The sequence below is a fragment of the Duffyella gerundensis genome, from assembly GCF_001517405.1.
GTDB classification, from domain to species: domain Bacteria; phylum Pseudomonadota; class Gammaproteobacteria; order Enterobacterales; family Enterobacteriaceae; genus Duffyella; species Duffyella gerundensis.
In genome coordinates, this window is sequence record NZ_LN907827.1 from 2,293,575 (window position 1) to 2,317,614 (window position 24,040).

Annotated in this window: 21 protein-coding genes and 1 tRNA gene; 7 read left to right on the forward strand and 15 right to left on the reverse strand. The window is 54.6% G+C overall.

The window, feature by feature from the left end; translation table 11 throughout:
* Positions 1-33: 33 nt before the first annotated feature.
* Together EM595_RS10695 and EM595_RS10700 are read left to right on the forward strand one after the other, a co-directional pair.
* Positions 34-282: a type II toxin-antitoxin system Phd/YefM family antitoxin gene (locus EM595_RS10695; RefSeq protein ID WP_067431534.1), complete on the forward strand. Its 249-nt coding sequence runs from the start codon at positions 34-36 to the stop codon at positions 280-282.
* Positions 283-287: 5 nt separating this feature from the next.
* Positions 288-575, forward strand: coding sequence for a type II toxin-antitoxin system RelE family toxin (locus tag EM595_RS10700; RefSeq protein ID WP_067431537.1), 288 nt, complete (start codon positions 288-290; stop codon positions 573-575).
* Between the two features lie 28 nt (positions 576-603).
* Here EM595_RS10700 and umuC read toward each other — a convergent pair whose 3' ends face one another.
* From umuC to umuD, 7 genes are all read right to left on the reverse strand, one after another.
* Positions 604-1,863: a translesion error-prone DNA polymerase V subunit UmuC gene (gene umuC, locus EM595_RS10705; RefSeq protein WP_067431540.1), complete on the reverse strand. Its 1,260-nt coding sequence runs from the start codon at positions 1,861-1,863 to the stop codon at positions 604-606.
* 474 nt (positions 1,864-2,337) lie between these two features.
* On the reverse strand, positions 2,338-3,012 hold the full coding sequence (locus EM595_RS10710) for a hypothetical protein (RefSeq protein WP_067431543.1): 675 nt from the start codon (positions 3,010-3,012) through the stop codon (positions 2,338-2,340).
* Between the two features lie 217 nt (positions 3,013-3,229).
* On the reverse strand, positions 3,230-3,637 hold the full coding sequence (locus tag EM595_RS10715; RefSeq protein WP_173645372.1) for a S24 family peptidase: 408 nt from the start codon (positions 3,635-3,637) through the stop codon (positions 3,230-3,232).
* 301 nt (positions 3,638-3,938) lie between these two features.
* Complete coding sequence (pmrB, locus tag EM595_RS10720; RefSeq protein WP_067431546.1) at positions 3,939-5,018, reverse strand: two-component system sensor histidine kinase PmrB; 1,080 nt, start codon at positions 5,016-5,018, stop codon at positions 3,939-3,941.
* On the reverse strand, positions 5,011-5,694 hold the full coding sequence (gene pmrA / locus EM595_RS10725) for a two-component system response regulator PmrA (protein ID WP_067431549.1): 684 nt from the start codon (positions 5,692-5,694) through the stop codon (positions 5,011-5,013). The genes pmrB and pmrA overlap by 8 nt, the downstream gene beginning before the upstream one ends.
* On the reverse strand, positions 5,695-7,335 hold the full coding sequence (eptA, locus tag EM595_RS10730; protein ID WP_067435395.1) for a phosphoethanolamine transferase EptA: 1,641 nt from the start codon (positions 7,333-7,335) through the stop codon (positions 5,695-5,697).
* Between the two features lie 82 nt (positions 7,336-7,417).
* A complete protein-coding gene (gene umuD / locus EM595_RS10735; protein WP_067431552.1) occupies positions 7,418-7,834 on the reverse strand; it encodes a translesion error-prone DNA polymerase V autoproteolytic subunit in 417 nt (138 codons plus the stop codon).
* A 238-nt stretch (positions 7,835-8,072) separates the two neighbouring features.
* On the opposite strand from umuD, the gene msrA reads away from it, so the two are divergent.
* The gene (gene msrA, locus EM595_RS10740; RefSeq protein ID WP_067431555.1) at positions 8,073-8,606 is read left to right on the forward strand and encodes a peptide-methionine (S)-S-oxide reductase MsrA; all 534 of its coding nucleotides are present in this window, start codon (positions 8,073-8,075) and stop codon (positions 8,604-8,606) included.
* A gap of 212 nt (positions 8,607-8,818) precedes the next feature.
* Positions 8,819-8,906 (forward strand) — tRNA-Ser (locus tag EM595_RS10745).
* Between the two features lie 505 nt (positions 8,907-9,411).
* Here EM595_RS10745 and EM595_RS10750 read toward each other — a convergent pair.
* The 3 genes from EM595_RS10750 to EM595_RS21515 form a co-directional block, all read right to left on the reverse strand.
* Complete coding sequence (locus tag EM595_RS10750) at positions 9,412-10,128, reverse strand: YoaK family protein (RefSeq protein WP_067431558.1); 717 nt, start codon at positions 10,126-10,128, stop codon at positions 9,412-9,414.
* A gap of 656 nt (positions 10,129-10,784) precedes the next feature.
* Positions 10,785-11,081 (reverse strand): hypothetical protein, encoded by a 297-nt coding sequence (locus tag EM595_RS10755; RefSeq protein WP_067431561.1) that lies wholly within the window; start codon positions 11,079-11,081, stop codon positions 10,785-10,787.
* A 267-nt stretch (positions 11,082-11,348) separates the two neighbouring features.
* Positions 11,349-11,522, reverse strand: a complete 174-nt coding sequence (locus EM595_RS21515; protein ID WP_419190137.1) for an ECs_2282 family putative zinc-binding protein — start codon at positions 11,520-11,522, stop codon at positions 11,349-11,351.
* Positions 11,523-12,206: 684 nt separating this feature from the next.
* On the opposite strand from EM595_RS21515, the gene EM595_RS10760 reads away from it, so the two are divergent.
* Together EM595_RS10760 and EM595_RS10765 are read left to right on the forward strand one after the other, a co-directional pair.
* Positions 12,207-12,452, forward strand: coding sequence for a hypothetical protein (locus EM595_RS10760; RefSeq protein ID WP_067431564.1), 246 nt, complete (start codon positions 12,207-12,209; stop codon positions 12,450-12,452).
* Positions 12,453-12,709: 257 nt separating this feature from the next.
* Positions 12,710-12,919, forward strand: coding sequence for a hypothetical protein (locus EM595_RS10765; RefSeq protein ID WP_067431567.1), 210 nt, complete (start codon positions 12,710-12,712; stop codon positions 12,917-12,919).
* Positions 12,920-13,032: 113 nt separating this feature from the next.
* Here the strand turns inward: EM595_RS10765 and phoH are convergent, their stop codons facing one another.
* The 5 genes from phoH to putP all read right to left on the reverse strand — a co-directional run bounded on the left by phoH (position 13,033) and on the right by putP (position 19,323).
* Complete coding sequence (gene phoH, locus EM595_RS10770) at positions 13,033-13,821, reverse strand: phosphate starvation-inducible protein PhoH (RefSeq protein WP_067435398.1); 789 nt, start codon at positions 13,819-13,821, stop codon at positions 13,033-13,035.
* Between the two features lie 559 nt (positions 13,822-14,380).
* Positions 14,381-15,667, reverse strand: a complete 1,287-nt coding sequence (gene efeB / locus EM595_RS10775) for an iron uptake transporter deferrochelatase/peroxidase subunit (protein WP_067431570.1) — start codon at positions 15,665-15,667, stop codon at positions 14,381-14,383.
* 3 nt (positions 15,668-15,670) lie between these two features.
* Positions 15,671-16,789: an iron uptake system protein EfeO gene (gene efeO / locus EM595_RS10780; RefSeq protein ID WP_067431573.1), complete on the reverse strand. Its 1,119-nt coding sequence runs from the start codon at positions 16,787-16,789 to the stop codon at positions 15,671-15,673.
* Between the two features lie 30 nt (positions 16,790-16,819).
* Complete coding sequence (gene efeU / locus EM595_RS10785) at positions 16,820-17,650, reverse strand: iron uptake transporter permease EfeU (protein WP_067431576.1); 831 nt, start codon at positions 17,648-17,650, stop codon at positions 16,820-16,822.
* A 188-nt stretch (positions 17,651-17,838) separates the two neighbouring features.
* Positions 17,839-19,323 carry a sodium/proline symporter PutP gene (gene putP, locus EM595_RS10790; RefSeq protein WP_067435400.1) on the reverse strand — a complete coding sequence of 495 codons (1,485 nt, stop codon included), beginning with the start codon at positions 19,321-19,323 and terminating at the stop codon, positions 17,839-17,841.
* 429 nt (positions 19,324-19,752) lie between these two features.
* On the opposite strand from putP, the gene putA reads away from it, so the two are divergent.
* Entirely contained in the window at positions 19,753-23,697 is a 3,945-nt protein-coding gene (gene putA, locus EM595_RS10795) for a trifunctional transcriptional regulator/proline dehydrogenase/L-glutamate gamma-semialdehyde dehydrogenase (protein WP_067431579.1), read from the forward strand.
* Positions 23,698-24,040 lie beyond the last annotated feature (343 nt).

A 24,040-nucleotide genomic window follows, 5' to 3' on the forward strand; every position in this document is an offset into this window, starting at 1 on the left:
AAGACCTCTTAACCGGTCTTATCAGAGGCAGAAATGGCTAATCTTATCCTTAGTGATACCAGCGCGAGTGTCAGCGAGCTGAAAAAAAACCCCATGGCTACCGTTGAAGCCGGTGCCGGCATGCCAGTGACGATTCTTAACCGAAACCAACCCGTATTCTATTGTGTGCCTGCGCATCTGTACGAAAAAATGCTTGAAATCATTGACGATCAGGAGCTGGCAACGCTAGTAAAAGCACGCGAAAATCAGCCTTTGCTTGATCTGGATTTGGATTTGGACTGAAGGATATGGGCTATACAATTAAAATCAGGGAAGAGGCGCTGAAAGAATGGAATGGGCTCGACAGCATCATTCGTGAGCAGTTTAAAAAGAAGCTCAAAAAGCCGCCTGAAAATCCGCACATCCCTGCAGCACGGTTAGCCGGTATGCCAGACTGCTATAAAATCAAGCTCAGGGCATCCGGCTTCAGGTTGGTTTATCAGGTGATGGATGATGTGCTGATTGTCGCCGTGGTCGCGGTAGGTAAACGAGAGCGTAGCCAGCCCTATAAGCTGGCGAGCGAAAGATTACGTTGATGGCCTGAAAGCGCATTGTTTACCCGACTTATTTAACCACGAGAAGTTCATCAAGACAGGTTGTATAGCGCGGGCTCAACATCTCCCGCTTCATCAGCCACGGGTTATCGGTGCCCTGACCGGCAAACCATACTTTACCCATGCCAGAGCGATTGATCTTATCCAGAGCAAACATCAACGCCTCTGCCCCCGGCTTAGGCTGGTTTTCACTGAACATATCCAGCTGAGCAATGCCCGTCTGATAGAAGTCACCCAACATGATGCCCGCCTTGGCATAGCGATATCCCTGACGCCAGATGGCCGCAAGGCCGCGATGAGCCAACCGGATAATGTCGCGGGTGTCACTGGTCGGATATTCACAGATCATCGATACCGAATTGGCATATTGCGGCTCATCGCCGTGACGCGCCGTGGCGATAAACACGCCAACGTGTCGACAGTTTGACCTCTGCTCACGCAGTTTCTCAGCCGCGCGTGTCGCATAGGTGACCACCGCATGCTGCATATCCTCCAGTTCAAGGATGCGTTTTCCAAAGCTTCTTGAGCAGATTATCTGTTGTTTGGGCGGCGGGGCCTCTTCAAGCGCAATGCACGATTCGCCATTGAGCTCCCGAACGGTTCGTTCGAGCACCACGTTAAAGTTTTTTCGAATCATCGCGGTGTTGCAGTTAGCCAGGTCGATAACTTTATTGACGCCGATTGACTGTAAACGCTTTTGTAGACGTCCGCCGACGCCCCACACTTCGCCAATATCGATCAGTGCCATCAGCTTTCGCTGACGCTGCGGGCAGGATAGATCAATAACACCCTGGGCTTTGGTCCACTTTTTGGCGGCGTAGTTAGCCAGCTTAGCCAGCGTTTTAGTGGGCGCGATGCCGACGCCCACCGTCAGTCCGGTATGGCGCAACACGGTGCTGCGCAGATGATGCCCAAACGTCTCCAGCACCAGGCAGCTGCTGACGCCGGTGAGATCCATAAAGGCCTCATCGATGGAATAGACCTCCAGCGCGGGGCCTTCGGCGCTTAACACGGTCATCATGCGATGGCTCATATCGGCATACAGCGTATAGTTTGAACTGAACACCACCACCCCCTGCCGCTGCAGTTGCTGCTTAATTTTAAAATAGGGTTCACCCATTTTTAAGCCCAGCGCTTTGGCTTCCGCGGAGCGCGAAATAATACAGCCATCGTTATTCGAGACCACCACAATGGGCCTTCCCGTTAAGTCAGGCCTGAATACCGTTTCGCAGGTGGTATAAAAATTATTCGCATCGATTAGCGCAAACATTTATTCCACGCCCGCGATATGTTGGCCGTCGCAATAATGACCACCAGGATGAAAGCGGTGGTGTAACACTGGCGCAGGCGGGCAGCGCGGCGTGAAACAGGGGGTGATGGCCATCGGCCATGTCAGGTGATAAGCAGGCTGCATGATTGCACCCTCAACAAATACTGTATTTACATACAGTATAGAGTGAGTTCTGCTAAATCAAGCCGCTTTCTGTAAAGGTTATCTTGCTGACGTGCCCAGCACCGCTTTTTATTAATGCGATTAAGGGGCAGACGTTATTATTTTCTGCGCGATGGCAGTCGGGAAATAGTGATGTTTATGATTGAATGACGCTGCGGATAAATAAGCACGATTAATGCCAGCGTCATTATTTCGTGCAGATCAGCAGAATGTGGAACGGGAATAGTGGCATGACATGGCGCGCGACGCAGAAGGTTGAAACCGCCCGGCGTCGCGCTCACCGCGCACTGATTAGCGCTTCAACAGACGCGGCAGCTGGTTTTCCAGCTCCAGCACACAGCTGTCCATCATCTTGCGGGTTTCTTCACTGACCTTCTGGTATTGATTAGCCCGCCAGTCACTTAACGCGGCGGTTTTTACCGCAGGCGCGCATTCAGAAATGATGTAGGCGCTGAATATATTGCCGCCTTCTGGACGCTTATAGAACAGCACGCGATAGGTTAAATCGTAGTTACTGTTGTCGGCGGACATATCGCTGTAGACCAGCGACCACTGCGCGGCACCGATATACAACGGCTGCGTGTAAGCGTAGCTGCTGCCCTGTTTGTCGAGCCACTGGCGAATCACCGTGCCCGCTTTCGGCGTCAGATAACTGGCGGTCGGTTCCGGCATTGCGTCAATGGCGTTGCCTTTGTAGTTGCTCTTATCAAAAGCGTTGCTGCTGATACCGCCGCCCAGCACCGCGGTCATCACCGACAGCCCCATGCCGACGCCGGACACTGCAGGCGTCACTTCGCGCAGTTTCGGATCGGCGTAGCGGTTATTGTTCATATCCGGTGGCGTAAAGAGGGTAGCAACCTCAAGGCTGCTGCCATTAGTCGATTTAACGACGGTGGGCTGCTGATGCGCGCATCCGCTTAACAGAGCCACGACGATGGCACCGGGAATAAACTTCTTGAATTTCACCTGTTATCCTTTTCTGGCTACAGCGGCAGCAGGCCGATCCACGGACCACAACATCGCTGATGAAGAGTGTGTGCAAGTAATAACGGACGCGGTGACGGAAACTTTATTTTTTGTTTGGCATGGCGCGCGAGTAAAAAGCCCGCAGGATGCGGGCCGGAGAAATTTTGTTGAACGGGCATCGCATCGCCGTAAGTCGCAGCGATAGCCGAGCGCGCGGTCAGTGCCTGCCGATCGCTTTGACCACCCAGGTCACTCGCCCAAACACCTGCAGCGTCTGTTCATCAGCGATAGCGATCGGCAGATACTTTTTATTGTGGGCCACCAGCTGCGTCACCGGCGTGGTGCACAGCTCCCTGATGGTGAAGGCACCGGCCACCGGCGCAATCACAATATCGCCGTGCGCAACCGGAACGGCGCGATCGACCACCACCATATCGCCATCGCTGAATCCGCGATCCTGCATGGCATCACCACGCAGCCGCATAAAATAGGTGGCGGTAGGATGGCCGACCATCAGCGCGTTGAGATCGATATCCGTTGCCAGACAGCCCGGCATCGCGTCCGCGCCTTCCCACGGTAGATGCGCAGCCTCGGACTGCCCTTTCGGCAGATGAACAGATGACATAATAACCCCCTTAATTACTGTATAAAAATACAGTATTATCCAGCGCCGGCGATTTACAAGCGCGCCGTGCGTAAAGTCAGGCATTGAGCGCGCAAGCGGCGCTTTTTAGCGCAGTCCGTTGAAAAAAAACGCGGTGCGCTTCTTAAGGTTGCCTTAATCTGTTTGCGCGACACTCGTGGCAATCAACGAGGAGAGCCCATGAAACGATTTATTTCCGCCCCGGTCAGCGAATATCTCAGCGTGATGTTTTGCATCGCCGTGATCCTCTGCTTTCTGCGCATCTGGTTTACCAGCTAACGCGCTACGCCGTATCGCCAAAAACAATGCGTGCCTGACAGCCCGCCTGCTGTGGACGGTTCTCCAGAAAGAACTGCGCCTGATGCAGCTGGACGATCCGCGTCACGATGCTCAACCCCAGCCCAATACCGCCGTAACGGCTGTCCATGCGGGTAAAGGCTTTGCTAAGCTCGCCGCGTTTGCTTTCATCTATTCCCGGCCCCTCATCCTGCACCATTAGCATCGGCAAGGCGCCGTGGCTGATGGTCAGCGAAATCACCGAATGCTCAGGGCTGTAGCGATGGGCGTTTTCCACCAGATTACGCAACAGCATTCTTAGCAGCGTGGCATCTCCGCGCACAATAACCTCATCGTGCATCGCCAGGCGCAGCGTCTGCTGGCGCGACAGCAGCATGGTGTGCAGCTCTGGCTCCATCGGCAGGATCACATCCTGTTTTAACGCCACGCTTTGATAGTTGCCCGAGGTAAACGACTGCCCGACGCGCGCCAGCTGCAGCAGTTGGGTAACGCTGAGCGTCATCTGATCCAGCCGCTGAATCAGCGGTTGCAGATCCAGAGCGTGTTTTCTTTCCAGCAGTTCAAGGTGCAGCCGCAATCCGGCCAGCGGCGTACGCAGCTCGTGCGCGACGTCGGCGGTGAACAGCCGCTCGCGTTCAATGCTGCCGGTCAGACGAGAGACCAGGCTGTTGATCGCCTGGGTCACCGCCTCAATTTCCAGCACCGATCCGGCGCAGTCTACCGGCGCCAGATCCTCTTCACTGCGATTTTCCAGCTGCTGTTGCAGCCTCGACAACGGTCGGGTAATCCACTTCACCGCCTGCAGGCAGAGCGCCAGCGCCAGCACAATCATCACCAGGCTCGGTACCGCCAGGCTGGCCACCGCCTCATGAATTTCACGTTCAACGTGCCGGTGCTGATCGTGCTTATAGAGCGCGGCATCCACCAGCAGCTGAATCTGCTCTTTGCTCTCATGCCACAGCCAGGCCACGCTGATCACCTGGCAGAACAGCAGAATCAGGCTGATGGCGATCAGCAGCCGAAAGCGCAGCGTGTTGCTGTAGCGCTGCAGCGCGCGTTTAGTCATGCGGGCTTCCTTCATCCTCAGGTTTGATCAGGGCGTAGCCGAAACCGCGCACCGTACGAATCGCCGCTTTGCCGATCTTGTCGCGCAGATTATGGATATGCACCTCCAGCGTATTGGTGGAGGGTTCGGTTTCCCAGTTATAGATGTCGTTATAGAGGATTTCGCGGTGCACCGGCTGCCCCGCCTTGAGCATCAGCCGTGACAAAATAGCGTACTCTTTGGGCGTTAACTCAAGCCGCTTGCCAGCGAGTTCGATTTGCCGGTGCGCCATATCCAGCGCCAGTGGCCCCACCCGCAGCTGGCTGTCGCCCTGATTCACATGACGGCGAATCAACGCCCGCACGCGCGCCAGCAGCTCATCCAGCGCAAAGGGCTTGATCAGGTAGTCGTCGGCACCGGCATCCAGCCCGGCGATGCGATCTTCAACGGTATCGCGCGCGGTAAGGATCAGCACTGGCTGCATCTTTTTCTGTCGACGCAGCCGCAGCAACAGCCGCAGGCCATCTTCATCAGGCAGGCCGAGATCGAGCACCAGCATGCTGTACAGCCCCGCGGCCAGATGCGCCTCGGCAGCCTGGCTGGTTGAGACGCCATCGCACACGTAGCCCTCGCCTTCCAGCGCCATGACCAGCCCCTGCAACAGCAACGCATCATCTTCCACAATCAGTATTTTCATCTACTTGCTGCTCCGACAGGCGCTGAGAATATCATCGCCGGACACATATTCGTGGGTTTGGGTGCCGGTTAATCCCAGCATGGTGGAGAACAGATTATCCTGCGAATAATCCAGCGTCGCCGCCTGTTTATTCAGGCAGTGCATATCAATGCCGTAACGCTGCCGGTAATCGGGCGAGAGCCAGATTACCATCGGCACATGCTTCTGCGCATCGGGCGCAATCGCATAGGGCATGCCATGCAGATACTCGCCGTTTTCACCCAGCGACTCGCCGTGATCGGAGAGATACACCAGGCTGGTGGTAAAACGGTCCTGATGTGACTTCAGCACGCCTATCGCCTTATCGACAATATAATCGACATACAGCAGCGTATTATCGTAGGTATTGACCAGCTGTGTTTGTGAACACTCCTGAATCTCGTTGGTGTCGCAGGTCGGCGTAAATTTGCGGAACTGCGGCGGATAACGATGATAATAGGTTGGCCCGTGGCTGCCGATAGTATGCAGCACAATCACGCCGTCTCCTTTCAGCTGCTGAATATAGGCTTCAAGTCCGTGAAACAGCACCTCGTCGTAGCATTCACCGTTGATGCACATACCCGGCAGGTCCAGACTGGTGATGTCCTGATGCGGTACCCGATCGCAGGCGCCTTTACAGCCGCCGTCGTTTTCATTCCACAGCACATTGATTCCGGCACGCTGTATGATATCCAGCACGCCTTCCTGATGGCTGGCCAGCGCTTCATCGTAATGTGCGCGTGGCATGTTAGAGAACATGCAGGGCACCGACACTGCCGTTGCGGTGCCGCAGGAGGTGGTATTGGGAAAGTAGGTCACGTCATCGTTGGCAAGCCGCGGATTGGTCAGCCGCGGGTATCCGGAGAGTGAGAAATTGCGGCCGCGCGAAGTTTCCCCCACGATCAGAATGGTCAGGTTCTTTTTGGCGCCGTTGAGCATCAGCGGATTGCGGTGCGCATCCTCACCGATTCTCACCAGCGGCTGATTCGTCAGGCGATGATGTTTGTACCACGACAGCGACGCCGCAATGCTGTTGGAAGGGCTTAAGCCTTTGATCAGCTCTTTGTTGTTGCGGAACAGCGAGGCGTAATCTTTATAGAAGCAGAGCGCCACCAGCAGGATCAACGCCACCGAAAGCAGCAGGCTGCCAGCACGCCAGGCCAGTGCTTTCCACCACGACGGCGCTTTTTTGATGCGGATCCAGAAAGCCACCGCCACCATCGCCACACCCGATACCAACAGGCTAAACAGCAGCTGCGGCGTCAGCAGCGCAAAGCTTTCTGATGCGGTGGTATCCAGCATATTCACAATCATTGAGCGATCGACCACGATGCCATAATTGTGAATGAAGTATTGTGCGCTCGCTGAAAGCATAATAAACAGCGCAATCAGCAGTTTATCGAGCCACACTAACGAAGCGAGCACCAGAACGATGTTAATCACGCTGATTACGACCAGCGGCATCGACAGAAACACCAGCACATTATGCGCCGTATGCAACGGCATGACGGCAAGCACCTGACGATACCAGGCGACATTTAAAAACAGCGCAATATAAGCAGAGAACAGCAAAATAAAAGCCACGCGGTTGAGCGTCGGCCTTTTTAACAGCGTCAGGCGCATAACAACAATCCGATCGATCACAGGGATAATCAGATTGTCAGAGCAAGTTTAGGAAAACCTTAAGAAGCTTAAGATTCGCGCTTCAGGTCGCCTTGATGACAAAAGTCACCACGCCAAATATCTCCAGCTCCGCTTCGCCATGCAGCGTCACCGGTGCATAGTGGCGGTTGTGCGGCACCAGTTGCACCTGTGGCCGCAGCCGCAGCTCCTTCACCGTGAATTCGCCGTCCAGCGCCGCCACGATGATTGCGCCATGTTCAGCAGTCATCGAACGATCAACCACCAGCAGATCGCCTTCGTTAATGCCCGCGTCGATCATTGAATCGCCACTGACCTTAACGAAGTAGGTCGCACCCGGATGTTTGATAATGAGCTTGTTCAGATCGAGGCGCTCTTCAATATAATCCTGCGCCGGGCTGGGAAAGCCGCAGGGCACGCGATCCATAAACAGCGGCAGGTGAATGAGCGCATCCAGCCCGGACGGCCGATAGATATCCATAATGTGTCGGTCTCAGATGTAACTGTATATAAATACAGTAATCGCGAAAGGCCCTGTTGATCAAGCGAGACGCCAACTATTTTTGTCAACGCGTGCTCGCGCCCCCGCTGTTAGCGGCCTGACGCGGCGTTATTGTCTACACTTAGCGCCAGGCTGCTCGCGAAATATGAGTTCGATGGCTTGAAAAGCAACGTATCGATCTCCACTGATTACAGACAGACCAAGCAGGAGTAAGTAAATGGCTATTGAATATGCAGTAATCGCTGGCGGCTGTTTCTGGTGTACCGAAGCGGTATTTAAAGACGTTATCGGCGTGGAAAGCGTGGAGAGCGGCTATACCGGCGGCGCGCGCCCTAATCCAACCTACGAGCAGGTATGCAGCGGTGCCACCGGCCATGCCGAAGCGATCCGTATCGGTTTTGATCCCGCTCAGGTCAGCTATGGCGATCTGCTCGATATCAGCTTTGTGACCCACGATCCCACCCAGCTGAACCGTCAGGGCAACGATATTGGTACCCAGTATCGCTCCGCCATCTTCCCGGCCAATGCCGAACAGGAAGCGGAAGCCAAAGCGGCTATCGCCCGCGCCCAGCAGGATCATGATGTGCCAGTGGTCACCACCATTGAGCCGCTGAAAGAGTGGTATCCCGCTGAGGCTTATCATCAGGATTACTGGGAAGGCGCAGGCCAGCGCAACGGCTACTGCATGGCGGTAATCCCACCGAAATTGCAGAAGCTGCGTAAGAGCTTTGCGAATCGGGTGAAAGCGTAATCCCTCGGGCGGAACCGGTTTCCGCCCTTTCTTCTTTCTGTTGTCTCACTGTGGTTTTCTCCCCTCTTCCATCGCATTTTTTGACCGCAAAAACAGGCGCTGTATGAGAGTTAACCGAACGAAACAGCAGGAAAAAATAGTGCTTGACCCAATTCCCGCGACTCCCTATAGTAGCGCCCCGTTGCCCCCCTGCGGGATGACGAGAAAAATTTGGTGAGGTGTCCGAGTGGCTGAAGGAGCACGCCTGGAAAGTGTGTATACGGCAACGTATCGGGGGTTCGAATCCCCCTCTCACCGCCAAATTTAGTAGGCCGTTGAGCGGATAAAACTGCCTGTAGACTGAATCCAAAAGACTACAGAAAGACAACGAACCTACACAAGAAGTACAAAAAAGTGTACGCCCCTTTTTGATGTACAGAAAAAGCCTCTGGTTAACGCCAGAGGCTTTTTTGTTTATTTCTGCTGAAAACCCACTATTTCAGAAGCTTAGCTATTAATTCAGGCTCGCCTCGGCAACCCGCAGTGCAAAATTATGGCAAGCAACAGAGCGCTTTCAGAATTCGTATTTCATCACCACGCTACTGCCCATCATTGCCTCTGATGATGGTTTTTTTCTGCTTATTAAAAGTTAGCTTAATGTCTGGCAAACAGATTTCGTACAGGTGATATCATCGGACAGAGTAACTGTTCGCTTTGGTAGTGATGTCGTCTTACGCTTGTTAGCGAGTCAGCTCAGAAGTTAACAGCCCGCTGATGCGCCCCCAAGTGAGATCGCTTATTCATCAGTGATAACTGCTCATATTTCTTATAAATCCTGCTGTTTATGCACCATGTTATGTAGTGCCAGCATGATGACACTTATGCCTATGCAGATTAGAAAGCCATATCCAAGCAAATGAAAAAGCCATATACCTGCCACGCCACCCGTCAGAAATGACATTAACGTAGAGAAATGTAGCCTTAATCTTTCAAGATAAACTGGGGCATCTTTTGGGGATTCCTTCCGTCTCACCACATCAAACAACATGGCCAACTCTATACCGATATCCGTCGACGTCCCTGATATGTGCGTCGTTCTGACGCGTGCATTGGATATCCGGGTTACCACGGCATTCTGAAGACCCATCAGGAAACTCAGACTCAGGATCAGCATGACGCCGTGAGAAAGCGGGTTCAGCCAAATTTCAACCGCGCCCAGTAAAACCAGGCCGATTCCTTCGATGATGATATTGAAGGCGTAAACCGCCCGCATGTTCTTCCTGCGGCCAGCATTTATCAGCAGGGTGGAGAACGCCGAACCGGCGATGAAAATACAGACAATCTCAAGAAAAAAGAGGCCTGGCACCAGATTAGCTTTAGCAAGATGATCAGAGAGTGAAGAGACGTTACCGGTCATGTTGGCAGAGAAAAAACCCACGACTTCAAATGCTGCTGTGTTCAGAGCGCCAGCAACAGCAGCAAGCGTACAAGCAAGTTTTGTATCCGCAGCATTGCTACGTAGATTCTCAGTGCTGATTAACATGGGGATTGCCGCGTTCAACTCAGGTAATCATATGATCTGCTGATCCCACAGCAGTAACAAGATGAATAAATTAAAAATGATACGCCTGCTTACCAGAGGTAAAAGTTACGCCATTATGCGGCGAGTATTTACCTCAGATACCTGCTGTTGAGATGAGTTTCATCCGCTGTTATGCGCGCATAGGGTGTTAAAACAAACAATGACACCCTGGGTAGCGCAGATTAACGCTTCGATAAGTTAAGGGATAATGACCTCATCTAATCCCATCCCCGCCCTTCCCACAGACTCAGTAATAAGAATCGCGGGGTTAGCCGAGCACGCTGAGACAAGATTAAAGACCTTGGCGAGCAGTTCATACCGGGTTGAAAAACTGATACAAACATACTCATCACGAGGAAGCTGATAAGTAGCGCCAGCATCACATCTGGCGCTATGCCTGAAACCATTTGCCGCCATACTGATTCTCAGTTTTCTCTGGGTAGTTTGCGTAGCATTCCGAAGCTCTACAGAAACAGTAAAACTTGCCATGGCAGCATCTCAGCTTGAGAGGGGTGTACTTAAGCATAATTTGGGCGCTGATAAGGGGTTAATTTTTAATTAAAAGAATTTGATCGTTTTGTTTCATCATAAAAATAAACAGTTTTTATCAAAAAAAATCATGACAGATCGATTTCTTTCAGGCCTCGCCACACTCTGCCCGCGGATTCGGTAACCATTATTCCTGGTACCGGAATGAAATTTGAAACGAGCAGATAAACATTATCCAGCACTCCATTACGTGAGAGATATCCTGAAAAAGTAAATTCGTCTCGAGGCAGCCTGAATTTAGCGCCAGATTTAGCGCTGATACTGTGCCTGAATCCGTTTTCATTCATTGCCTCTCTAAGGCGTCTGTAGTCGCCAGCGACATCAATTTCGCCACGCAATTCGATTGAAATGTTGAAACTTGCCATGTGAGTCACCGGATAGTCAACGCAGTTTAAGTTTACTTAACTACGGACTACTGCTCAAATAATGCGCGATAAATTTACTCAGACTCACTATGCTGCCTAATCGCAGCTTTTTGGCATCCGACAAAAAGCAGCAGGCAAAGCTGCAAGCGCGTTTTATCACAGAAGAAACGGGTGGTTGATTAAAGGTACGGGTGGCAGAAATTGAACGCGCATCAGCAGCCAGCTGGATGAAGTCATGCCGTTATACCATGCCCGTAAGGATGAAATTTAATCCACTTTTTTGGTTATCAGAATGAGGCAGGGATAAAGTGACTTACTCGTCAAAGGACTTCCACAACGCGCGCAAACCGCGCCATGCGTAGTTCTCTTGTTTTTATTTTTTGTTGTGAAGATAAATTTCCTTCCTCCGCATTCCCGGCAGATGAATTTTATGCGGCACATATCGCCTCCTGCTTAAGTTTGACTTAAGCATCACTAAAAAATCAGCCTGACAGGTTGAGGGGGTATTACATAGCTTTATATCCAATTTATGCCGAATAAAAGCCAACAATCACGTAATAAGCAAAAAACCATCAATTTTTACACATTATTTTGCGTAAATTTCCACCTTGTTTCGCCCGCTATTGTGCGGTCTGTTTTTCGTCCACTTTAAGGCGATTGCCATGACTGCAACCCGCGAGCTAGTGGTGCCGGTGGAAAAATCTGAGCAGGTGCCAGCGCGCCGTATCACAGCAGCGAATCGCTTCTTAAAAGCAGGCAGCGATCAAAGCCCAGCGCCCGGCTCAGTAACATGCGAAATCAGCTATTAATGGCGCATGAAGTGATGATGAAGCCATCCGCTGAGCAGAATGTATATTGTCAGTACAGGCTAAAATTCTATAAGCGAGTGTCAGCAAATAACCACGGAGTAACGACGCGCTTTTTGTATGCCCAGCGTTAATAAAGCGCATCGATATTGTACGCCTTATCACGTTATCCATTCATGCTATATCCCAAACGGATGGTATATGAGACAGTAAAGTCGACAATATTTCATCGCCGTCGCGTCACCCCGTTTCAATGCACCGAAGTCGACCTTCAGGTAAAGGCTTTTCTCTTCGGCTATCGATTGAGGTGAAGTCGGTTATGCAACCTGGTTTATCAGAAGAGAAAAGAGAGATGAGCAAAATAGTTTTGCAGGTGCATTATAAGGATACCGGACTCACTCACGATGAAGAATTCGCTAAAATCCCTCGGCTTGGGGAGATTATTAAACGCAACGATGACAACGGTGTCGCCGTAAAATATCGGGTCGAAGGGCGTACCGGAATGGGATACAGAGTAGACAGTTCAGAACCCTACCAGATTAGAATTGCCAGAGTTGATGAGTGAAAGCCATGCTTCAATAAGTCATCCATCGAGGGCGACTCTTCTGACATGCCACAATGGTTCAGGAAATCTGATAGCTTTTATTTTTATCATTTTAATAAGTTAGCATGGCTTATCCAGAGAGCGACGCATATAACTAAAGTAAGCCGCCGTTAACTAAACGACGGCGACCAACAGCAATGCTGCGTGTGGCGAACTAAGCAGCGAGTAATATACTCTATCTACGGGAGAAGCCCGCGTTATCAGAAGGAGGATAAAACGTGAAGAAAACAATATATCTGCCTCAATATGATAAAAAAGCTGAGGCACAGGTTGTTGGAAATAAAATAACCGTCCGCTATGAAGAAAATGAAGATTTTCCCAGGCGACTCAAAGTAAAAGATCAGTTTTATGTCGTGATTGAGGGCGAAGAAAAAATCATGGTGCTCACCAGAAGCCCGATTGGCTCATGGCATTTTACATTGCAGTAGCGCTTTAGATAAATACCAACCTCGCACTGGCGGGGTTTTTTATTGCCTGTTGCCTTCCCTGCCCCACAAAAAAACCCGGCCTGAGCCGGGTTTTATCGTTGCGGTAATGCGGGTTAGCCGTAGGCGAGCAGCGTTCGTTGGCAAAGTGCGGAGCGCACACAGTCATCTTTGCCAAAGCGCACAATGCTCACCATTTCATCTTCCTCAAAGCGCGCCAGCGCATCGGCGAGGCCGGAAGGAACATGAGCCGGTAAGTCGCACTGGGTGATATCGCCGTTGACGATAACCGTCACGTTTTCACCCAGGCGCGTCAGAAACATCTTCATCTGTGAGGCGGTGACGTTTTGCGCCTCGTCCAGAATCACAACGGCATTCTCAAAGGTGCGTCCGCGCATATAGGCAAAGGGGGCGATCTCCACCTTGCCAATTTCAGGACGCAGGCAATATTGCATAAAGGAAGCACCAAGACGTTTAACCAGAACGTCGTAAACCGGCCGAAAATAGGGAGCAAACTTTTCTGAGATATCACCGGGCAAAAAGCCCAGATCCTCATCCGCCTGCAGCACCGGACGTGTAACGATAATCCTCTCTACATCCTTGTGGATCAGCGCTTCTGCCGCTTTCGCGGCGCTGATCCAGGTCTTGCCGCAGCCGGCTTCACCGGTAGCAAAGATCAGCTTTTTCGTTTCTATGGCGTTGAGATAGTGCGCCTGAGCGTCATTGCGAGCTTCAATTGGCGAGTGGTCGCGGTTATCGCGCGCCATGCCGATGGAGTCCAGTCCGCCCATATGCACCAGCGTGGTGACCGATTCTTCTTCACGCTGACGATGGCTGCGTGAATCACTGCGAAGAACACGTCTTGCTTCACGACGCGCTTTGATCACTGCTTTCTGTCTTCCCATAGTGGCACCTTTCATGTGGTTTCATTTCCCGCATCAACGCATGATGCGATTACGTGAACGCTTTTGAAGTTTGGCTTCCTTTTAAGCCCTGTACAGCCGCTGAAAAAAAGTATGCGTCAACGCGCCTACCAGAAGAGAAGGTTGAATGTGAGTGAAGGTGGAATGAAAAAAGCGAAGCGAGAAATCGGAGAGGAAACGTTGTCCTCCGGATGGAGCATCTTTTTAGGGTAGTGACAGCTTGTCCTGAAAAGGACTTATCCATTCGCGATCTCCATAGTGATACAGAAACACAACCGACAACCGCTACAAACGTAAATTGCACTATTTCCCCGAGGGATTGCAATATCAATTCTAGAATAAATTTTAAAACAGCGTGCGGTATGGCGCAGGGAAAACAGCACTTAAGATAAATTAGCCTGCTAATTCAACAGCTTTAGGTGGGAAGAAAAAAGAGTGGAAAACAGAAAAATCTCACTGCGGATTTAGTGAATAAAAAACAGCCGATTAGACAAAAAAACCCGCCGCTTTCCGGGCGAAAACGGCGGGTAAAGGATGATGTTCAGGCTTCCAGCAGCCCTTGTGCCAGATAATGCCGCGCGTCGGCTACGCCAGGCAAGGCAAAAAAGTAGCCGCCGCCAATGGGCCGAATATACTCTTCCAGCGCTTCGCCATTTAACCGTCGCTGCACGGTGAGAAATCCCTTCTCCAGATCATGCTGATAGCAGACAAACAGCAGCCCCATCTCCAGCTGTCCGGCCGCCGACACGCCCTGCGAATAGCTGTAACCACGGCGCAGCATCAGGTTCGGCTGCGTCTCTGGCGTGCGCGGGTTGGCCAGGCGAATGTGCGCATCCAGCGCGATCACGTCGCCATCCGGATCCTTGCCATAATCGGGCACATCGTGCTCATTCTGCATACCCAGTGGCGCGCCTGAGCGCTTGTCACGGCCAAAAATCGTTTGCTGCTCGCCCAGCGGCGTACGATCCCAGAACTCAACATGAAACTGGATAATGCGTATCGCCTGATAGCTGCCACCGCGCGCCCAGACGGGCTCATCCTGCTCCTGCGTCACCCACAGAATATGATCCATCAGCGCCTGATTATGGGTATCGGGATTGGCGGTACCATCCTTGAAGCCCAGCAGATTGATTGGCGTTTCGCTGCCGTTGCTGCGCGCGGCGTGATCGGAGATAAAGCCTTCACGTCGCCAGCGCACGCTCAGCAGATCCGGCGTGTGCTTGATGATATCGCGCAGCGCATGGATCACCGTATCGTTGGTGTTGGCGCAGATTTGCAGCAGCATATCGCCATGACACTGGCTGGCATCCAGCGCATCGTTGGGAAAACGCGTCATGGTTTGCAGCCTGCGCGGCATCTGCGCCTGCAGGCCAAAACGCTCATCAAACAGCGCATGGCCCAGCGACACGGTGATGGTGAGATTGTCAGGATAAATCTGCGCGCCGAGAATACCGGAATCCATCGGTGGTAGCTGTGGATTGGCCACTTCAGGCGCGCTGCCGCCGGTAGTCAAAAAGGCGATGCGCGCCGTCAACAGCTGGAACAGCCGCTGTAAGTCGGCGCGATCGCTGGCCAGCACGTCAAACGCCACCAGCATCATCGCCGCCTGTTGCGGTGTGGTGATCCCGGCCTGATGCTCACCGTAGAAAGATTGCACCTGCATGCGTGCGTTGGGTGAAACCGTGCCCGGCGAAAACGCCTGCTGCGGTTCCGCTGCCCTGCCGCTAAACGGACAGCCACCCGCCAGCGCCGTGGCGCCACCGAGCAGGCCGAGTTGTTTCAACAGTTGCCGACGCGCAGGTTGCACGGCGGCGGGTTTCTTACTCATGATTTAATCCAGGCCCAGCGTGCCACGCAGCAGTGCCAAATCTTCCGCCAGCGCGGTAATCGGCCCTTTCATGGCGTTGCGATCGGCAGTCGTCAGCTTTTCATAGGATTCAAAACCCTCGGCGGTGCGGTACTTCGCCAGAATGGTATCGACTTTTTTGAAGTTGCCGTCGATTTTCGCCAGCAGCTGGGGATTGGCCTGTTGCAGCATCGGACGCAGCAGGCTAACAATCTTCTGCGCACCATCGACATTAGCCTGGAAATCCCACAGGTCGGTACGGCTGTAGCGATCTTCTTCACCGGAAATCTTACTGGAGGCCACTTCTTCGATCAGCCCGGCGGCCCCGCCCACGACTTTCGCCGGTGGGAACGCCAGCTGGCTGATGCGCTGCTGCAGATCCTGCGTATCTTTATAGAGGCGGTCAGCATAGCTGCTCATGCCCGCGTTGTTGCCGTCGGCAAACAGCGCTTTTTCCAGCCGGTGGAAGCCGGTGAATTTCGGGTCAGCGGCTTTTTTCTCGTAATCGTCTTCACGGGCATCAATGCTGCCGTCGAGATCGGAGAACAGTTCGGCAATCGGCTCAATCCGCTCATAGTGCTGACGTGCAGGTGCATAGAGCGCTTTGGCTTTGTTGATGTCGCCCGCTTTCACCGCGTCGGTGAAGGCTTTAGTGGTGCTGACCAGCTGTGCCACTTCCTGCATCACGTAGGCTTTATAGTCGGTAATCGGCTGGGCGAGCTGCATCACATCTGGTTTGCCGCTGGCGGCTTTCGTCGCGCCGCCGGCGGTCACCGTCAGCTTACCTTTTGGGTTGCTTAACAGGCCGCAGGTCATCTCATAGTCGCCCGCTTCCAGGTTGGCGGTAAGCTTCTGCGTAAAGCCCGGCGCGATATTTTCGCGCTCTTCCACCACCATTACGCCTTTGAGGATTTCCCACTCCAGCGCCTTCTGGCTGTTATTTTTAATGATGAACTGGGTTTTCCCGGCGTTGACCGTGACCGCCATCGGTTCGCATTGCGTGTCGGTGACGCTGATCTTAACCTGTGGAATATCAGCCGCGCCCGCCGTGGCGGAGAGCGCCAGCAGCGAGGCCAGCAGCGTTTTACGTGTGCGGTAAGTCATGGTATTTCCCTGTAAAAAAATAAAAAAACACTAACGGGCAACGCGCGTGGTCGCCGGAGCGAGCCGCGCAGGCATAAAGAACAGCAACAGCGCCGGAATCAGGTAAATCAGCCACACCGCCACTTCACTGACCGTTGGCGCTTCCTGATAGCCGAGCAATCCTTCCAGCAGCGTGCCAAACAGGCTGTGGGTGGAGAGCGTCTGGCTGAAGTCAAAAGCGACGTTTTGCCAGTGGTTCCACAGGCCCGCTTCATGGAAGGCACGAATAGCACCCGCGGCCAGCCCGGCGGCAACAAACAGAATGAATAAGCTGGTCCAGAAGAAGAACCGTTGCAGGTTAAGGCGCACGCCGCCCCAGTAGAGCAAGCCACCCAGCAGCGCGGCACACAGCAGACCCAGCACCGCGCCCAGCGGCGGCGCATAGCCAACATCCTGGGTGAACGCTGCCAGCAGGAAAAACACCGATTCCAGGCCTTCCCGCGCCACGGCGAGAAACACCATCAGCACCAGTGCGAAGCCGCCGCCGCCTTTGTTCAAGGCCTGGTCAACCGCCTGCTCCAGCTCGGTTTTGATGCTGCGCGCGACGCGGCGCATCCAGAACACCATCGACGTCAGGATAACCACCGCAATCGCCGCAACGATGCCTTCAAACAGCTCCTGCTGTTTTTGAGGAAACTCACCGCTGGTTTCATTGATGAAGATGCCCAGTGCCAGACAAAGCAGCATGGCAATCAAGACGCCGGCCCACATCGCCGGAAACCAGCGTGTGCGACCGGTACGTTTGAGGTAACTGGCGATCAGACTCACGATCAGCGCGGCTTCGAGCCCTTCGCGCAGCATGATCAGAAATGGAACGAACATGGGCAGACACCTTAAACGTTATGCACGGTCAAATACCGTAAAGAACCGTAAAATCTTAATCGAAACGATACCGATTATCATTACCAAAAAAGAAAATACAAGCGTGCACAGCGTGATTATTTCACTTTTGCGTCGGCGGAGAGGAAATGGAAAGGAAAACGGCCCGCAGAACGCGGGCCGAAAAGCGATTACTTGGTGTTGAACTCCGCTTCAGCGGCGGCAAAACGCTGCTGTGCGGCGGCCGATGGCGCGCGATCCAGCAGGCTGAACAGCACGATGGCGACGCTGGCGAAGATAAAGCCAGGAATGATTTCGTAGAGATCAAACAGGCTGAAGTGCTTCCACACCACCACGGTTACCGCACCGACAATCATGCCTGCCAGCGCACCGTTGCGCGTCATGCGCTGCCAGCAGACGCCAAACAGTACGACAGGTCCGAATGCCGCACCGAAACCTGCCCAGGCGTAGCTCACCAGACCCAGCACGCGGTTATTGGGATCGGAAGCCAGCGCGATAGCGATCAGCGCCACCAGCAGCACCATGAAACGGCCCACCCACACCAGCTCTTTCTGGCTGGCATTTTTACGCAGGAAACCTTTGTAGAGATCTTCGGTCAGCGCGCTGGAACAGACCAGCAGCTGGCAGCTCAGCGTCGACATCACCGCCGCAAGAATAGCGGAGAGCAGGATACCGGCGATCCACGGGTTGAACAGGATACGTGCCAGCTCGATAAAGATACGTTCGCCGTTCTCGCTCACGCCCGCGGCGTGCTCAGGATGGTTCTGGAAGTACGCGATGCCGAAGAAGCCCACCGCCACCGCACCAGCCAGACACAGCACCATCCACGCCATACCGATGCGACGGGCAGTACGAATTGAACGGTGCGAATCGGCAGCCATAAAGCGTGCCAGAATATGCGGCTGGCCAAAATAACCCAGGCCCCAGCCGAGCAGCGAGACCACGGCCACAAAGTTCATGCCTTTGAACATGTCGAGGTTTTCAACGCTCTTCGCTTCAATGACCGCCAGCGAATCGCTCAGCCCACCGACCGCCATGATGACGATAACCGGCGTCAGGATCAGCGCAAAAATCATCAGGCTGGCCTGCACGGTATCGGTCCAGCTTACCGCGAGGAAGCCGCCAAGGAAGGTATAGGCGATAGTTGCCAACGCACCGGCCCACAGCGCCGTTTCGTAGCTCATGCTGAAGGTGCTTTCAAACAGGCGCGCGCCGGCAACGATGCCGGAAGCACAATAGATAGTGAAGAACACCAGAATCACGATGGCGGAGATCACGCGCAGGATTTTGCTTTTGTCCTCAAACCGGCTGGAGAAGAAGTCCGGCAGGGTCAGCGCATTATCGTGATATTCCGTCTGCACGCGCAGGCGACCCGCCACGATTTTCCAGTTCAGCCAGGCACCGATGGTCAGACCGATGGCGATCCAGCTTTCCGAAATACCGGAGAGAAAGATGGCGCCGGGTAAACCCATCAGCAACCAGCCGCTCATATCGGAGGCGCCCGCCGAGAGCGCGGTCACCACGCTGCCGAGGCTACGGCCGCCAAGAATATAGTCGTCAAAGTTTTTGGTTGATCGCCACGCCATAAAACCGATCAGCAGCATACCGCCGATGTAAACGAAAAAGGTCACCAACATGGGTGTACTTACATTCATCAGGTTCTCCACTTATTTTTTTAAATTTCTGATCAGGGATGCTTTCCTGTATCGCCGCCGGAACGGAGCGGCGTAAACCTCTGTTTCCCAGGGCGCGGTATCCTGCCGTAAAGCAGTCAGGCGCACAATGGATTTAACACACCTGTTACAACGGTTACACGCTCTTTTGGCAAAAAATGCTCAGAGGTTGCACTGGTTCACACTTCTTCGGTTGCACCAGCGCAAACCAGACAAAGCCTTGTTTCACGCCACCTGCAAAGCTGGCGAGAATCTTGCAGCAATATCCATGCCGCTTTATTCCGGGCCAAAAAAACCGGCTCTTGTCACAGTGTTAAGCGGCTCACAGTTACGAGGTTGCACAAAGTTGCAACATGGGTGATATTGCAGACCAACCGGGTCGTTCTACATTTTTTTAGGAGTATGTCAGGCATGGCGACAACCACCATGGGTGTGAAACTGGATGAGGCAACGCGCGACCGCATTAAACTCGCCGCACAGAGAATTGACCGTACGCCGCACTGGCTGATCAAACAGGCAATTTTCAACTACTTAACGCAGGTTGAAGCGGGAGAAAGCCTGACTGAGTTTCCCCTGGCGGCCAGCCAGCCAGAAGGTGAAGAGGCGTTGCCTGACGAGCCTTATCAGCCGTTCCTAAACTTTGCCGAGCATATTCTGCCGCAGACCGTAACGCGCGCGGCGATCACCTCAGCGTGGCGTCGCCCGGAGACGGAAGCAGTGCCCATGATGCTGGAGCAGGCACGCCTGCCGCAGCCGCTGGCGGAGAAAACCCATCAGCTGGCGTATCAGCTCGCAGAGAAGCTGCGGCACCAGAAAGGTGCAACCGGACGCGCTGGCATGGTGCAAAGCCTGCTGCAGGAATTCTCCCTCTCCTCGCAGGAAGGCGTGGCGTTGATGTGCCTGGCCGAAGCGCTGCTGCGTATTCCCGATAAGCCCACGCGCGACGCGCTGATTCGCGACAAAATCAGCAACGGCAACTGGCAGTCGCACCTTGGCCGCAGCCCGTCAATGTTTGTTAACGCCGCGACCTGGGGCCTGCTGTTTACCGGTCGTCTGGTCTCCACGCACAACGAAGCCAACCTCTCCCATTCGCTGAACCGCATTATTGGCCGCAGCGGCGAACCGCTGATCCGCAAAGGCGTGGATATGGCGATGCGTCTGATGGGCGAGCAGTTCGTCACCGGTGAAACCATCGCTGAAGCGCTGGCCAACGCGCGCAAGCTGGAAGAGAAAGGCTTCCGTTACTCCTACGACATGCTGGGCGAAGCGGCACTGACCGCCAGCGATGCTAAGGCTTACCTGGTCTCTTACCAGCAAGCGATTCACGCCATCGGCAAAGCGTCTAACGGCCGTGGCATCTATGAAGGTCCGGGCATTTCGATCAAGCTGTCGGCGCTGCATCCGCGCTACAGCCGTGCGCAGTACGATCGCGTGATGGACGAGCTTTACCCGACGCTGAAGTCGCTGACCCTGCTGGCGCGCTCCTATGATGTCGGCATCAATATTGACGCCGAAGAGGCGGATCGCCTTGAGCTGTCGCTCGACCTGCTGGAAAAACTCTGCTTTGAGCCGGAGCTGGAAGGCTGGAACGGCATCGGCTTTGTGATTCAGGCCTACCAAAAACGCTGCCCGATGGTGATCGACTATCTGGCCGATCTGGCACAGCGCAGCCGTCGCCGCCTGATGATTCGTCTGGTGAAAGGCGCCTACTGGGACAGCGAGATCAAACGTGCGCAGATGGAAGGCCTTGAAGGCTATCCGGTTTATACGCGCAAGGTGTACACCGATATTTCGTTCCTCGCCTGCGCGCGCAAGCTGCTGGCGGTGCCAAACCTGATCTATCCGCAGTTTGCCACCCACAATGCGCACACGCTGGCGGCCATTTATCAGATGGCGGGCAACAACTATTATCCCGGCCAGTATGAGTTCCAGTGCCTGCACGGCATGGGCGAGCCGCTGTACGAACAGGTGGTGGGCAAAATTGCCGACGGCAAGCTGAATCGCCCGTGTCGCATCTATGCCCCGGTGGGTACGCACGAAACGCTGCTGGCTTATCTGGTACGTCGCCTGCTGGAAAACGGCGCCAATACCTCATTTGTTAACCGCATCGCTGATACTTCGCTGCCGCTGGATGAACTGGTAGCCGACCCGGTTGTTGCGGTGGAAAAAATGGCCGCCAGCGAAGGCGCGGTTGGTCTGCCGCATCCAAAAATTCCGCTGCCGCGCGATCTCTATGGCAGCACGCGGGTTAACTCTGCCGGTATCGATTTAGCCAACGAACATCGCCTCGCCTCGCTCTCCAGCGCGCTGCTCAACAGCGCCTCGCAGCAGTGGCTGGCACAGCCGATGATTGATGGTGAACTGGCCGTGGGCGACACCCAGCCGGTACGCAATCCGGCCGAACTCAACGATATCGTTGGTCAGGTGCGCGAAGCGACGCCGGAAGAGGTCTCGCAGGCGCTGGATGCCGCTGCCAACGCCGGTGCGATCTGGTTCGCCACGCCGCCAGCCGAACGTGCGGCGATCCTCAGCCGTGCCGCGGTGATGATGGAAGGCCAAATCCAGCAGCTGATCGGCATTCTGGTGCGTGAAGCGGGCAAAACCTTTAACAACGCCATCGCAGAAGTGCGCGAAGCGGTGGACTTCCTGCACTATTACGCCGGTCAGGTACGCGACGATTTCGATAATGAAACCCATCGCCCGCTTGGCCCGGTGGTCTGCATCAGCCCTTGGAACTTCCCGCTGGCGATTTTCACCGGCCAGATTGCCGCCGCGCTTGCCGCCGGTAACAGCGTGCTGGCGAAACCGGCTGAACAGACGCCACTGATCGCCGCACAGGCGGTACAGATCCTGCTGGATGCTGGCGTGCCGTTAGGCGCGATTCAGCTGCTGCCAGGACGCGGTGAAACCGTCGGCGCACAGCTCACCGGCGACGATCGCGTTCGCGGCGTGATGTTTACTGGCTCAACCGCCGTCGCCACGCTGCTGCAACGCAACATTGCTGGCCGCCTCGATCCGCAGGGTCGCCCGACGCCACTGGTGGCTGAGACCGGCGGCATGAACGCCATGATCGTCGACTCCTCGGCGCTGACCGAGCAGGTGGTAGTGGACATCGTGGCCTCCGCTTTTGACAGCGCCGGACAGCGCTGCTCCGCACTGCGTCTGCTGTGCGTGCAGGAAGATGTTGCTGACCACACGCTAAAAATGCTGCGCGGTGCCATGGCTGAATGCCGTATGGGCAACCCGGAATGTCTGGCGACCGACGTCGGCCCGGTGATCGATCAGGAAGCGAAGGAAAATATCGAGCGTCATATTCAGGCGATGCGCGCCAAAGGGCTAACCGTCTATCAGGCGGTGAATGAAAATGCCCAGGACAGCGCGGTATGGCCACACGGCACCTACATCAAGCCAACCCTGATTGAGCTGAACAGCGTTGACGATCTCGATAAAGAGATTTTCGGGCCAGTGCTGCACGTAGTGCGTTTTACCCGCACCGCGCTGCCGAAGCTGGTTGAGCAGATCAACAACTCCGGCTATGGCCTGACGCTGGGCGTGCACACCCGTATCGATGAAACGATCGGCCAGGTGACGCAGCGGGCGCGCGTCGGCAACCTCTACGTGAACCGTAATATGGTTGGCGCGGTGGTCGGCGTGCAGCCGTTTGGCGGCGAAGGCCTGTCGGGCACCGGCCCGAAAGCGGGCGGTCCACTCTATCTCTATCGCCTGCTGTCTCATCGTCCGGATGGCGCGTTGCGCAGCACGCTGGATCGCCACGACTATGAGCGTCCGGTGGATGCCACGCTGCGGCCAATGTTGCAGCAGGCACATCAGGCGCTGCTGGCATGGGCTAAAGACAAGCCTGACTTTGCGGCACTCTGCCAGCGCTACGGCGATCTGGCGCAGGGCGGCACGGTGCGCATTCTGCCTGGCCCAACCGGTGAGCGAAATACTTTTGCCCTGCTGCCACGCGATCGCGTGTTGTGCATCAGCGACAATCAGGATGATGCGCTGGTGCAGCTGGCGGCGGTGACCAGCGTAGGCAGCCGTGTGCTGTGGCAGGATGATGAACTGCACCGCACGCTGGCCCGCTCGCTGCCGCAGCCGGTTCAGGCGCGCATCGACTTCAGCAAGGATCCGTCAGGCGCCGAGTACGACGCGGTGATCTATCACGGCGATGCCGATCAGCTGCGTGCGTTGTGCGAGCAGATCGCTACCCGCGAAGGCCCGATTGTGTCGGTGCAGGGCTTCGCCCGCGGCGAAACCAATCTGCTGTTGGAGCGACTGCTGATCGAGCGTTCACTGAGCGTGAATACTGCGGCCGCAGGTGGCAATGCCAGCCTGATGACCATCGGGTGAGGTGATGGCGGCGGGGACGCCCGGAGGCGGGCGGGCTTTGCCTTGCAGGCGGCTTTAAGGTCAACGGCCATTTCGGTCTGCCTTGCAGGCGGGCTTCCAGGGTCAACGTCTTTAAGGTCAACGTCTTTAAGGTCAACGTCTTTAAGGTCAACGTCCATTTCGTTCTGCCCTTCGGGCCGCCCGAGCAGGGGCGGCATGCGCCCCGCCCCTGCACCCCGGCTATCCGGCAAACACAACCGCCCGCCGCAGGCGGGTACCTTCGTCGGCTCACATTTCTTCACGGACCGCTCGCGATTCGCTCCAAGCTCAACGCTCCCTTGTACCGCCATCCATGGCGGGACAT

Coding starts and splice junctions, on each gene's coding strand:
- EM595_RS10695 (WP_067431534.1), top strand. CDS start 34: ATGGCTAATCTTATCCTTAGTGATACCAGCGCGAGTGTCAGCGAGCTG.
- msrA (WP_067431555.1), top strand. CDS start 8,073: ATGGCTATTGAATATGCAGTAATCGCTGGCGGCTGTTTCTGGTGTACC.
- phoH (WP_067435398.1), bottom strand. CDS start 13,821: ATGGGAAGACAGAAAGCAGTGATCAAAGCGCGTCGTGAAGCAAGACGT.
- efeO (WP_067431573.1), bottom strand. CDS start 16,789: ATGACTTACCGCACACGTAAAACGCTGCTGGCCTCGCTGCTGGCGCTC.
- EM595_RS10755 (WP_067431561.1), bottom strand. CDS start 11,081: ATGGCAAGTTTCAACATTTCAATCGAATTGCGTGGCGAAATTGATGTC.
- umuD (WP_067431552.1), bottom strand. CDS start 7,834: ATGGATATCTATCGGCCGTCCGGGCTGGATGCGCTCATTCACCTGCCG.
- putA (WP_067431579.1), top strand. CDS start 19,753: ATGGCGACAACCACCATGGGTGTGAAACTGGATGAGGCAACGCGCGAC.
- efeU (WP_067431576.1), bottom strand. CDS start 17,650: ATGTTCGTTCCATTTCTGATCATGCTGCGCGAAGGGCTCGAAGCCGCG.
- pmrA (WP_067431549.1), bottom strand. CDS start 5,694: ATGAAAATACTGATTGTGGAAGATGATGCGTTGCTGTTGCAGGGGCTG.
- EM595_RS10760 (WP_067431564.1), top strand. CDS start 12,207: ATGCAACCTGGTTTATCAGAAGAGAAAAGAGAGATGAGCAAAATAGTT.
- EM595_RS10700 (WP_067431537.1), top strand. CDS start 288: ATGGGCTATACAATTAAAATCAGGGAAGAGGCGCTGAAAGAATGGAAT.
- putP (WP_067435400.1), bottom strand. CDS start 19,323: ATGAATGTAAGTACACCCATGTTGGTGACCTTTTTCGTTTACATCGGC.
- umuC (WP_067431540.1), bottom strand. CDS start 1,863: ATGTTTGCGCTAATCGATGCGAATAATTTTTATACCACCTGCGAAACG.
- eptA (WP_067435395.1), bottom strand. CDS start 7,335: ATGCGCCTGACGCTGTTAAAAAGGCCGACGCTCAACCGCGTGGCTTTT.
- EM595_RS21515 (WP_419190137.1), bottom strand. CDS start 11,522: ATGTGCCGCATAAAATTCATCTGCCGGGAATGCGGAGGAAGGAAATTT.
- EM595_RS10750 (WP_067431558.1), bottom strand. CDS start 10,128: ATGTTAATCAGCACTGAGAATCTACGTAGCAATGCTGCGGATACAAAA.
- efeB (WP_067431570.1), bottom strand. CDS start 15,667: ATGAGTAAGAAACCCGCCGCCGTGCAACCTGCGCGTCGGCAACTGTTG.
- EM595_RS10715 (WP_173645372.1), bottom strand. CDS start 3,637: ATGTCATCTGTTCATCTGCCGAAAGGGCAGTCCGAGGCTGCGCATCTA.
- pmrB (WP_067431546.1), bottom strand. CDS start 5,018: ATGACTAAACGCGCGCTGCAGCGCTACAGCAACACGCTGCGCTTTCGG.